10 protein-coding genes are annotated in these 11,721 nt (G+C 61.0%); 1 reads left to right on the forward strand and 9 read right to left on the reverse strand.

Features of this window, described 5'->3' with window-relative positions:
* Positions 1-239 precede the first annotated feature (239 nt).
* The 7 genes from ACIPL0_RS14005 to ACIPL0_RS14035 all read right to left on the reverse strand — a co-directional run bounded on the left by ACIPL0_RS14005 (position 240) and on the right by ACIPL0_RS14035 (position 9,084).
* Positions 240-860, reverse strand: a complete 621-nt coding sequence (locus ACIPL0_RS14005) for a phosphoribosylanthranilate isomerase (protein ID WP_400597292.1) — start codon at positions 858-860, stop codon at positions 240-242.
* Positions 861-919: 59 nt separating this feature from the next.
* The gene (gene truA / locus ACIPL0_RS14010) at positions 920-1,744 is read right to left on the reverse strand and encodes a tRNA pseudouridine(38-40) synthase TruA (RefSeq protein WP_400597416.1); all 825 of its coding nucleotides are present in this window, start codon (positions 1,742-1,744) and stop codon (positions 920-922) included.
* Between the two features lie 1,334 nt (positions 1,745-3,078).
* Positions 3,079-5,880, reverse strand: a complete 2,802-nt coding sequence (locus ACIPL0_RS14015; protein WP_400597291.1) for a FimV/HubP family polar landmark protein — start codon at positions 5,878-5,880, stop codon at positions 3,079-3,081.
* 116 nt (positions 5,881-5,996) lie between these two features.
* Complete coding sequence (locus ACIPL0_RS14020; protein WP_400597290.1) at positions 5,997-7,007, reverse strand: aspartate-semialdehyde dehydrogenase; 1,011 nt, start codon at positions 7,005-7,007, stop codon at positions 5,997-5,999.
* A gap of 111 nt (positions 7,008-7,118) precedes the next feature.
* A complete protein-coding gene (locus ACIPL0_RS14025) occupies positions 7,119-7,682 on the reverse strand; it encodes a DUF1285 domain-containing protein (RefSeq protein WP_400597289.1) in 564 nt (187 codons plus the stop codon).
* A gap of 10 nt (positions 7,683-7,692) precedes the next feature.
* Entirely contained in the window at positions 7,693-8,298 is a 606-nt protein-coding gene (locus ACIPL0_RS14030; RefSeq protein ID WP_400597287.1) for a DUF4823 domain-containing protein, read from the reverse strand.
* A gap of 123 nt (positions 8,299-8,421) precedes the next feature.
* Positions 8,422-9,084, reverse strand: a complete 663-nt coding sequence (locus tag ACIPL0_RS14035) for a TetR/AcrR family transcriptional regulator (RefSeq protein ID WP_400597286.1) — start codon at positions 9,082-9,084, stop codon at positions 8,422-8,424.
* Between the two features lie 76 nt (positions 9,085-9,160).
* On the opposite strand from ACIPL0_RS14035, the gene ACIPL0_RS14040 reads away from it, so the two are divergent.
* Positions 9,161-10,294 carry an aminotransferase class V-fold PLP-dependent enzyme gene (locus ACIPL0_RS14040; protein WP_400597285.1) on the forward strand — a complete coding sequence of 378 codons (1,134 nt, stop codon included), beginning with the start codon at positions 9,161-9,163 and terminating at the stop codon, positions 10,292-10,294.
* A 228-nt stretch (positions 10,295-10,522) separates the two neighbouring features.
* On the opposite strand, the gene ACIPL0_RS14045 is transcribed toward ACIPL0_RS14040, so the two are convergent.
* Complete coding sequence (locus ACIPL0_RS14045) at positions 10,523-11,311, reverse strand: TatD family hydrolase (RefSeq protein WP_400597284.1); 789 nt, start codon at positions 11,309-11,311, stop codon at positions 10,523-10,525.
* 20 nt (positions 11,312-11,331) lie between these two features.
* Positions 11,332-11,688, reverse strand: a complete 357-nt coding sequence (locus ACIPL0_RS14050) for a PilZ domain-containing protein (protein ID WP_108237127.1) — start codon at positions 11,686-11,688, stop codon at positions 11,332-11,334.
* Positions 11,689-11,721: the final 33 nt, after the last annotated feature.

Raw genomic sequence — 11,721 nt, forward strand, 5'->3', positions numbered from 1 at the left:
GCGCAGCCCTTTTAACTAAATTCAGGTGCAGTATTGCGAACTGTCCTGCAACGATCGGCACTTGGCCTGACCTGCTGAATCGACAGATCGTCAATCACTACGCTCAACTTCTGATGGCGAGACGTACATGTGTCTTCGCCCATTCAATCTGGTTTGCCCGCAAACTGCGGCAACAGGCTAGTGGACGGCGACCGCCCGTCTGTCGTCACATCGACTGACCAAGCCTGCGGAAAAATCCGTCATACGCCGTGTACGGCACTCATGAACGCGCGAATCTTGTCGTGATCCTTGATGCCCTTGGCCTTCTCTACCCCACCACTGACGTCGACAGCATAGGGACGCACCTGAGCGATGGCCTGGGACACGTTAGCCGAGGTCAGGCCACCTGCCAGCACGATCGGCTTGTTCAGGTGTTTTGGAATCAGCGCCCAGTCGAAAGTTTCACCGGTACCACCCGGCACTCCGGCGACATAGGCATCCAGCAAAATGCCACTGGCTTTTTCGTAGAGCGCGCACGCAGCGGCGATATCGTCACCGGCCTGTACGCGCAGCGCCTTGATATACGGACGGTGATAGCCCTCGCACTGCTCCGGAGTTTCGTCACCATGGAACTGGATGAGATCCAGCGGCACGACGTCGAGCAGCGCCTTGAGCTCTTCACGCTCGGCATTGACGAACAGGCCGACCGTGGTGATGAACGGCGGCAACGCGGCAATGATGGCCTGGGCCTGCTCGATGGTCACGGCCCGCGGACTCTTGGGGTAAAACACGAAGCCGATGGCGTCGGCTCCCGCATCGACGGCGGCCAACGCATCTTCTATGCGGGTAATCCCGCAGATCTTGCTGCGAACGGCTGACATGTAGGGAAAACCTCAAGAGCGACGAAAGTCCCGGATGGTAGCAAATGGTTTTGCAGGCGTCAGCCGTCGAGATCCGCGAAACCTGTCAGAAAATGCGGCCCGATATAGCGCTCCGGCAACGGGAACTCGTCACGGTATTCCACCTGCACCAGATACAGACCGAACGGGTGCGCGGTGACTCCGCCCGTACGCCGCACCCGGCTTTCCAGTACTTCGCTGGCCCATTCGATGGGGCGCTCGCCGGCACCGATGGTCATCAGCACCCCGGCGATGTTACGCACCATATGGTGAAGGAAGGCGTTGGCGCGGATGTCGATGACGATCATCTTCCCGTGCCGGGTGACCCGCAGGTGATGGATCTGCTTGATCGGCGACTTGGCCTGGCACTGCCCGGCGCGGAAGGCGCTGAAATCGTGGGTACCGACCAGATACTCCGCTGCCAGCGCCATACGCTCGACGTCCAGCGGGCGATGGTTCCAGGTGATTTCCTGCCCCAGATGCGCGGGACGGATCTGATCGTTGTAGATCACATAGCGGTAGCGACGGGCGATGGCCTTGAAGCGTGCGTGAAAATGCGCCGGCATCACTTGCGCCCAGGTGACGCTGACGTCATGGGGCAGGTTGATATTGGCGCCCATGGTCCACGCTTTCATGCTGCGCTCGGCCTGAGTGTCGAAATGCACCACCTGACCGCAGGCATGCACACCGGCATCGGTACGACCGGCGCACATCAGCGAAACCGGCGAATCGGCCACTTTCGACAAGGCGTTTTCCAGGGTTTCCTGAACCGTCAGCACCCCGGTGGATTGCCGCTGCCAGCCGCTGTAGCGCGAGCCTTTGTATTCCACGCCAAGAGCGATCCGGGAAAAACCTTCGGCGGCCATTTCGGCGAGTGCCGTTTCGGCCTGGGTATCTATCGTTGCCAAGAGCTGAAAGCCTGTCGATGTTGCGCAAGGGCGGCCATTATACGGATGGCGGGGAAAGACGCCATTGGCAGTATTCGGCGCCCCTTCTTTCCTCAAGGATCATCTTTTGCTGTCAGATGTGCGTAACCCGCAAGAATGCATTCGCGACCGTCGTAACCTCCGATCCCTCCCACAGTTGACCGAGGTTCACTCAGACCTGTGAACAACACTTGCCCCGCAGGAGCCGGCTTGCTGGCGAAAGCATTGGGCCAGACACATTTTTGGTGACCGTCCCAACGCCATCGCGAGCAGAGCTCCCTCCCACAGAAAACCGGGGCTCACTCAGACTTGTGGGCAACACTTGCCCCGTAGGAGCCGGCTTGCTGGCGAAGGCATTGGGCCAGACACATTTTTGGTGACCGGCTCAACGCCATCGCGAGCAGAGCTCCCTCCCACAGAAAACCGAGGCTCACTCAGACTTGTGGGCAACACTTGACCTGTAGGAGCCGGCTTGCTGGCGATGGCGTTGGGTCAGACACATTTATGGTGACCGGCTCAACGCCATCGCGAGCAGAGCTCCTCCCACAGAAAACCGGGGCTCACTCAGACTTGTGGGCAACACTTGACCTGTAGGAGCCGGCTTGCTGGCGAAAGCATTGGGCCAGACACATTTTTGGTGACCGCCCCAACGCTATCGCGAGCAGAGCTCCCTCCCACAGAAAACCGGGGCTCACTCAGACTTGTGGGCAACACTTGACCTGTAGGAGCCGGCTTGCTGGCGAAGGCATTGGGCCAGACACATTTTTGGTGACCGTCCCAACGCCATCGCGAGCAGAGCTCCCTCCCACAGAAAACCGGGGCTCACTCAGACTTGGGGGCAACATTTGCCCCACAGGAGCCGGCTTGCTGGCGAAGGCGTTGGGTCAGACACATTTTGACTGACCGGCTCGACGCTATCGAAAGCAGAGCTCCCTCCCACAGAAAACCGGGGCTCACCCAGACTTTTGGGCAACACTTGACCTGTAGGAGCCGGCTTGCTGGCGAAGGCGCTGGGTCAGACACATTTTGACTGACCCAACGCTATCGAAAGCAGAGCTTCCTCCCACGGGATTGTGGTGTTTGCGGGATCTCTGTATGGCAGCACAATCCACGGAGCCAGCACGGCCCCTTGTGGGAGGGATCCGAGGTTACGAGGGTCGCGAAAACGGTTTGTCTGACCCACCACCATCGCGGGTAAGCGCGCTCCTGTAGATGTTGGAGCCACAAAAACAAAAACGACCGCCGAAGCGGTCGTTTTCTATACAGCAACTGACTCAGGCCAGACGCGAGAGCATTTCGCGGGCTTCGGTCTTCTGCCCGTCGTCACCTTCGTTCACCACCTCATCCAGAATGTCGCGAGCGCCATCGGCGTCGCCCATTTCGATGTAGGCGCGGGCCAGATCCAACTTGGTCGCGGCTTCGTCGGTACCCGACAGGAAGTCGAACTCCGGCTCATCAGCAGACGCCGTCAGCGCGTCATCCTCACCAAACGCCGCCGCGTCTTTCTCGAACGGCTTGGCCATCGGTGGCTGTTCCAGGCTCTGAGACAAACGCTCAAGCTCGGCGTTGACGTCTTCGATTTCCGAGGCGAATGCCTGAGACGCCTGCTCGGTTTCGATTTCATCGGCCAGCGACAGGTCGAAGTCGGCAGGCAGCTCCAGATCGTCTCCAGCAGCAAGCGGCGCAGCGCCAAGATCGGCAGCATCATCGAACGGCGGCAGGTCGCGCAGCTCGTCGGCCATGCCCAGCAGTTGATCATCTTCAGCCTTCAGCGCCGCAGGCTCTTCGGACAGGTCCAGATCAAAGTCGGCCAGATCGTCCGATGCCGTGACCGGCGCATCGGTCTGCTCGCGCAGGATAGCGTCAAAGTCCAGATCATCCGGGGTCGAACCACCGAACGGCGCGTCCAGATCCAGGTCATCGAAATCGGCAGCGGCCAGCGGTTCGCTCTGCTGCTCTTTCACCTCAGCAGCTGCCGGTGCAGGCTCTTCGAGGTCGTCCAGGCTCAGGTCGAAGGCACTGTCGAAATCATCCGGAACAGGCGCCTCGGCCACCGGCTCGGTCACCACCGGTGGCTCGACCACAGGTGCAGGCTCAGCCGGCGTCTTGTCGCTGAGCAGCTCCTCGACGTATTTCGCGTCCATCTCCGCTGCCAGCGCAGCGGCTGTCGCCACACCCGCCGCCGCAGCCACGGCAGCAGCCATGGCCGGATAACGGGTTTTCAGCTGTTCGACTTCCGCATGGTTCTTGCCTGTGGCAATCAGTTGCCGCTCCTGAGCAACAAAACCTGCCTTGTTGTCCTGCTGAGCATAGATCTCCATCAGCTTGAGGCGCAGATCACTGCGTTGCGGCTCTTCCTTGATGGCTTCTTCCAGCAGCGCGGCAGCCTGATTGCTGCGGCCGTAGGCGATATGGATCTCGGCCTGCACCAGCACGTCGGCCGGACGCTCCTGCACCGGCTCAATGGCGGCGGCCGGTGCCGGTGTCATCTTTACCGCAGGCGGAGGTACCTCCAGACCCTCGAAACTGGTTTCGGGCATGTCCATGTCGGCGGCGAAATCGGACTCTTCCGACAGCGCGCGAGCCATTTCCCGATGCCGTTCAGCTTCCAGCATGGCGTTGCGACGGCGCGCCAGCAGCAACAGAAGCAGCAGCAACACCAGCAAGGCACCACCACCGATCAACCCCAACAACACAGGGCTGGCCAGAATCTTGTCCAGCGCGCTCTGATTGTCCGGATTGGCGGCGGCGTCCGGCGGTGTTGCCACCGGCGGCTGATCAGGCGTGGCGCTGGTGACTTTGGCGCCCTCGACCGGCAGGGCATCTTCCGGCGCGATTTCGTTAGGCGGCTTGCCGGCCGAATCCGGCGCAGCCGGCGGCGGCACGATCGCGGCAGGCATGGATGGGTTCGCAGCGCTGTTCGGGCTGACCGTACCGTTGGCATCGCCCACTGGCGGCACAGCGGCGCCGGCGGCCTGCATTTTCGCCAGTTGATCATTCTTCAACTGAATCAGGCGCTGCAGCTTGTCGACCTGGCTTTGCAGGTCGGTCATGCGGCTCTTCAGTTCTTCGTTGTCACGACGAGTGCTGTCGAGGTTTTCCTGAGTCACGGCGAGCTTGTTGGCGAGATCGGCACTGTCGCCTGCCGCGCCCTTGCCGTTGGCTTGCTTGCTGCCGGACACCAGGCTGAGGTTGTCCTTGGCATCAATCTGCGCCGGCGCAGCACCTGCGCGCTCGCGACGGGTGGCGTCGATCTGGCGCGAACCGGTCGGCAAGCGACGGCCTTCACGCCAGGCGCGATTCTGCTCGGCGACCTGAGCAACCGCTTGCGGCTGTGGCGTCGCCGACACTTCCTGTGCCGACGGCAGACGCAGCACCTGGCCTTTCTTCAGACGGTTGATGTTGCCGGCAATGAAGGCATCCGGGTTGAGTGCCTGAATCGCCAGCATGGTCTGCTGAACGGTGCCGCCGTTGCGCACGCGCTCAGCGATTTCCCACAACGTGTCATTGTTGGCCGTGGTGTATTCGGTGTACTTCGGCTGACTGGCCGGCGCTGGAGCCGGAGCAGGTGCCGGGGTCGGTGCAGGCGTCTGGGCTTGAGGCGCCTGAGCCGGCGCGGTGGCCGGTGCCGTGGACGGCAATTGCGCAGCAGCGGCAGCCGCCGCCTGAGGCGAGAACTTCGGCGGATCGAGCAGCAGGCTGTATTCGCGCAGGACGCGGCCGTTGGGCCACAGCACCTGGACGAGGAATTTCACGTAGGGATCGCGAATCGGCTTGGTCGACGTGATGCGCAGCACACTCTTGCCGCCGGGGTTGACCACCGGGGTGAACGTCAGGTCGTCGAGAATGGCCATGCGGCCAACACCGGCCTGGGCGAACTCGGCAGACGTCGCCAGGCTCGGCACCACTTGCGCGGCACTGAGATCCTGCACTTGCGTCAGTTCGATTTCAGCCAGCAGCGGTTGATTCAGGGTCGACTTGACGGTCAGACCACCGAGGCCGAGCGCCTGGGCCATTCCGGATGACAGCGCCGAAGCCGCAGCGATTGCTAACACCAGTTTACGAACCTGAACCATAGCCCATCCCTTGTTTAAAATTTCCCCGGCGACCGAGAATATTGAGCCTGCTAGGGCGTAGGGCGTTTCGACACGCCGCAGCTAGAATGATTCTTTGAATTGTTGGCAAGTATCTTTTACGCAACATGTTTTATCAACAACTCGGCGACCTGCACAGCGTTCAACGCCGCGCCTTTGCGCACGTTATCGGACGTCAGCCAGAAATTCAGTTCACAGGCGTCGTCTATCCCCTGACGCAAACGTCCTACGTAGACAACGTCCTGTCCTACAGCGTCACCGACCGGTGTCGGATAATCCCCGGCCTCGACCACTTCGATACCGTCAGCGGATTCCAGCGCGGCATTGACCGCAGCCAGATCCACTCCCCCGGCGGCCTGCACCGACACCGTCAGGCTGTCGCCAAAAAATACCGGCACCTGGATGCAGCTCACGCCGACCTTGATTAAAGGCAGCGACAGCAACTCGCGCAACTCGGCGGACAAACGTTTTTCCAGCGGCACGTGGCCGTCGGCATCCGGCGTGCCCACCTGAGCGAGCAGATTGAACGCCATCTGCCGGTCGAAGACCCGTGGTTCCAGCGGGCGAACATTGAGCAATTCCGCCGTCTGCCGTGCCAGCTCGTTGACCCCTTCACGACCCTGACTGGACACCGCCATGCACGCCGTGACGGTGATCCGCTGCATGTCCAGCAGCCCGCGCAGCGGCGCCAGCACCAACGCCAGCGCAATCGCGTTCGGGCTCGGGCAAGCCACCTGATACGGCCAGGACTGGCGGCCCAGCACATCGGCATTGACCTCGGGCACCAGATTCGGCACCTGCTCCACCGGCAGCCCGCCGGACAGATCGATGACCGCACAGCCCGCTGCCGTCGCCCGCGCGACAAAGCTGCGGCTCACGGCAGGACCCGCGGCAAAAAATGCCATCTTCACTTTGCTGAAGTCGAAAGCGTCGACCTCACGCACACGCACGTTCTTGCCACGATAAGGCAGCGAACTGCCAGCGGATTCCACGCTGGCCAGCAGGTGCAGTTCGCCGATCGGGAAGTCGCGCTCTTCAAGGATCTGGACGAGGGTTTCGCCGACAGTACCGGTGGCGCCGATCACGGCGATATCAAAGGACTGGCTCATGGAAAAAACCTCAGAAAAATCGGGGGGCGGCACTTTAACCGCGAGGCCGGGCTCAAGCAATCAAAGCCAGGCAATCAAGCCCAAGCGGGCAAAAACGGCCAAACAATCGAATCAGGGCTCAAGACCGATGGGGAAAAACTCACCATCGCTCCAGACACCCAGCCAGCGTTGCCCGTCGAGTTCGCGGACCACGGCCAGTTCGACCAGTTGATAGAAGACGTTGCGGTGCACCAGCGCCTCCAGATTGCTGCGCACATGCAGATAAGGCGCAGGCTCCTGAGTCTGCGGATCGATGGACACGCGCAGGGCATGCTCCGCTCCCGCTGTCACCACATCGTCGACATTGGTGGTGAAACGCAGCACCTGCGCCTCACCCTCGCCTTCGACCTCCAGCAACACCGCCACGAATGGCGCATCGTCGACAGTGATTCCCACTTTCTCGACCGGTGTGATCAGGAAATAGTCATCGCCATCGCGACGAATGATGGTGGAAAACAGTCGAACCATGGGTTTGCGCCCGATGGGGGTACCCAGATAGAACCAGGTGCCATCGCGGGCGATACGCATGTCGATATCACCGCAGAAATCCGGATTCCACAGGTGCACAGGCGGCAAACCCTTGCCGCTTTTGGGAAGTTGCGCCAACAGATCGCTGGCTTTGCCCGGGCCACTCATACGCCACTCCTCAGCGGGCATCAAAGCCCAACAGACTGCGAGCGTAATCCTCCATTGGCGGGCCGAGCAAATCCTCGGGCTTGTTGTCGTGCAGAGTCAGCAAGCCGCCACGGCTGCGAATGCGCGCCGTATCGATGAGATAGCGGGTATTGGTTTCGATCAGCATCATCTGAATCACGCCGCTGTCGATGCCCAGGCGGTCGACGGCTTCCTGATCGGACCATTCGTCGAAGTTGCCGATACGGTCGTCGGCCTTGGCGAAGCGGGTGTACAGCAGGTAATGCGCGCCGGCGGCACGGGCCTCGGTCATCGCTTCGTCCAAGCCTTCAGGGGCGCGGGCGCGACGGACCATCGGGAAGTATTCGACGAAGCCGTTGAACGCCTCTTCAGCCACGACGTTGGGACGCGGATAAGCACCACCGGGCGGTGCGAAGGCGCCCTGCGCGATATAGATGAAGGAGTCAGGCTGCAGGCGGAAGTTGTTGATGCGATGGGTCGTGCTGTGATCCAGCAGACCGGCATCGCTGAGCTCGTCGTGAGCCCCCTGCGCCAGTTCGCTGACGTGCATGCAGCCACTCAGCGCCATGAACGCCAGCAGTAAAACCAGGCTACGCATTATTTCCTCCAAAATCCGGCGACGGAAAACCGGCGAATGGCCGGGTAATGCAGCTTTTGCGCCACATCGCAGGATAGGGGAGAAAGTCGTGACAGGCCGCCCCGCCACAGGGCGGCCGCATGATCAGGTTCCGGAGATTTCCGGCTTGAGATCGTGGCCCGGCTCGGCATCGCGCTTGCGCTTGTTGCCCATACGCACGCCGATGTCCATCAGGAACTGGAAGAAGCCTTCCTGGTCTTCCAGCACGTTGCTCCAGAACGGCGAGTGGTATAGCGCCACCGCGCCATGCACCAACGCCCAGGCGGCGCAGTAGTGGAAATACGGCGGCACGTCTTCGAGCTTGCCTTCGGTGATACGGCCCTTGATCAGCAAGGTCAGGTGTTCGAAGTTCGAGGCGCGGATCTTGTGCAGTTGCTCGACCATCTCCGGCACTTGATTGCCCTTGACCACTTTCTCTTCCAGGCGGTCGAACAGGCGATAGCGCTGCGGATCGCGCATGCGGAATTCGAAGTAGGCGCGCGACAACGCTTCCTTGTCCTTGTCGACATCGGCAGAGTGCAGCAGCTCGTTCAAATCGCGCTCATAGTCGAGCATCAGGCGCAGGTAGATCTCGGCCTTGGATTTGAAGTGCTTGTAGATCGTGCCTTTGCCAATACCCACGGCATCAGCAATCATCTCGACGGTGACACTGTCTTCACCCTGTTCGAGAAACAGCTTTAACGCGGTATCGAGAATTTCTTGCTCACGGCGCCGAAACTCACGGACCTTACGAGGTTCTTTCTGCATAGGAAGAGGCTGTGGGTTCAAAATTGAAGCGGCACATTATGCCTAACTTGCTACAAAATGCACGGATCATCCGACCATGTCGACGTTTCAAGACGAGTTTGCCCAAGCACCGGACCTGCGCTATCTGAACCACGCAGCCGTCGGCCCATGGCCGCAACGCACGGCGGCGGCAGTGCGCCGCTTCGCTGAAGAGAACGTACTACGCGGTGCGCGGGACTATCCGGACTGGATGCGGACCGAGCAGCGCCTTCGTGAACGCCTGGCGCAATTGCTGAACGCGCCGTCGACAGATGACATTGCGCTGGTCAAAAACACCTCGGAAGCCCTGTCATTTGTCGCTTTTGGCCTCGACTGGCGCGAGGGCGACGAAATCGTCATCAGCGATGAAGAATTCCCCTCCAACCGGGTGGTCTGGCAAGCGCTGGCGCCGCTGGGAGTACAGGTGGTTCAGGTCAATCTCAAGGGCAGCGACCCCGAGGGCGCCCTGCTCGCCGCCTGCGGTCCGCGCACGCGACTGCTGTCGATCAGTTCAGTGCAGTTTTCCACCGGCCTGCGCCTGGATATTCAGCGTCTCGGCCAAGGCTGCAAGCAACGTAACGTGCTGTTCTGTATCGATGCCATCCAGCACATCGGCGCCCTGCCCTTCGATGTCCAGGCCAGCCAGTGCGATTTCGCCATGGCCGACGGTCACAAATGGATGTGCAGCCCGGAAGGCCTTGGCGTGTTCTATTGCCGCGCCGAACTGCGCCCGCAACTGAAACTGCACGAATACGGCTGGCACATGCTCGAACACGCTGGCGATTACGGCCGTGATCACTGGCAACCGGCCGCCAGCGCCCTGCGCTTCGAATGCGGCAGCCCGAATACGCTGGGCGCGATGGCGCTGGATGCCAGCCTGTCACTGCTGCAGGAAGTCGGCATGGACAACGTGGGAAATGCCGTCATCGAACGGGTGGGCTGGCTGGAAGACGGCTTGAGCGCGATCAAGGGCGTCCAACTGCATTCATCGCGGGACACTGCGCGACGCTCGGGCATTCTGACCTTCAGCCTTGATGGTCGGGACAATCATGAGGTCTGGCAGCAACTGATGCATCACCAGGTGGTGTGCCTGCCAAGGGGCCCAGGTATCCGCTTTTCGCCGCATTTCTATACAGAATCACGGGTGATCGAGGAGACGCTGGCCATTGTGCATCGGATCGCCACTCATTGAGGTATCAACAGCAGACTGGGTATTCCAAAACTGTTTAAAAAACGTACAGCCGTGCGCTGGACGCCCGCCGATTCTGACCAATACTTATATTCGTCGACGCGGCATCTCCCCCAAGTGCCGGCGTCGGTAAAGGCACCAACGGATAGCGTGTCTTTGTTTTACTCCTAATGGTCTTAACCCGGATTCACCCCCCAGAACCCGGGTTTTTTTTGCCTGCGATTCAGCGTTTCACGCCGCCTTGACCCGAGCCAGCGGGAACAGGCGCTTGAAGTTTTCGCTGGTCAGCTCGGCAAAGCGCTCGTAGCTCTCGCCACGCAGCATCGCCAGAAACTCCGCCACTTCACGCACGTACTGCGGCAGATTCGGCTTGCCCCGGTACGGGATCGGCGCCAGATACGGTGAATCGGTCTCGACCAGCAGGCGGTCGGCCGGCACTTTGCTCGCCACATCACGCAGGGCATCGGCATTGCGGAAGGTCACGATGCCCGACAGGGAAATATAGAAGCCCAGGTCCAGCGCCGCCTTGGCCATGTCCCAGTCTTCGGTGAAGCAATGCAGCACGCCGCCTTGTGGCAACGCCGCTTCACGCAGCAACTGCAGGGTGTCGGCGCGGGCACCACGGGTATGAACAATGACCGGCTTGCCGGTGACGCTGGCTGCTTGCAAGTGCAGACGGAACGAAGCCTGCTGCAACTCGGCCGCTTCCGGCTCGTAGTGGTAGTCCAGACCGGTTTCGCCGATGGCCACCACACGCGGGTGGTTCAGTTCGTCGAGCAGCCACTGCAAGGCTGGCTCTTCGCCAGGCTTGAGGTCCAGCGGATGGATGCCCACCGAACAGTCGACGTCGTCGTAGCGCTCGGCCAGCGCCTTGACCGCCCCGGCGTTGTCGGCGCTGACACCGATACACAGGAAATGGCCGACACCGCGTGCGCGGGCGGCGTCGAGGGCAGCATCAAGGGAGCCGTCATGAGCGGCAAGATCGAGTCTATCGAGGTGGCAATGTGAATCTACAAGCATGGCGACGGCAGCAACTCAACTTACATCGTGTGGGTCGGACGGTCGGACTTCAGGGCTCCGGCCAGATAATTCTCAATCATGTTGCGCGCGGTGTTGTCACCGTCGTTGAACTGCACGCCCACGCCGGCGGCTCGGTTACCCTGCGCGCCTTTGGGAGTGATCCAGGTGACTTTGCCGGCGACCGGGATCTTTTCCGGTTCGTCCATCAGGTTCAACAGCATGAACACCTCGTCACCCAGCTTGTAGCTCTTGCTGGTGGGGATGAACAGGCCGCCGTTCTTGATGAAGGGCATGTAGGCCGCGTACAGGACAGACTTGTCCTTGATGGTCAGAGACAGAATGCCGTTACGCGGACCCGGGCCTAGTGGCACGCTCATGTCAACTTCCTCGGAGTGTACTGATGTCATGCA

The organism is Pseudomonas sp. NPDC090208, assembly GCF_044746785.1.
Classification (GTDB): domain Bacteria; phylum Pseudomonadota; class Gammaproteobacteria; order Pseudomonadales; family Pseudomonadaceae; genus Aquipseudomonas.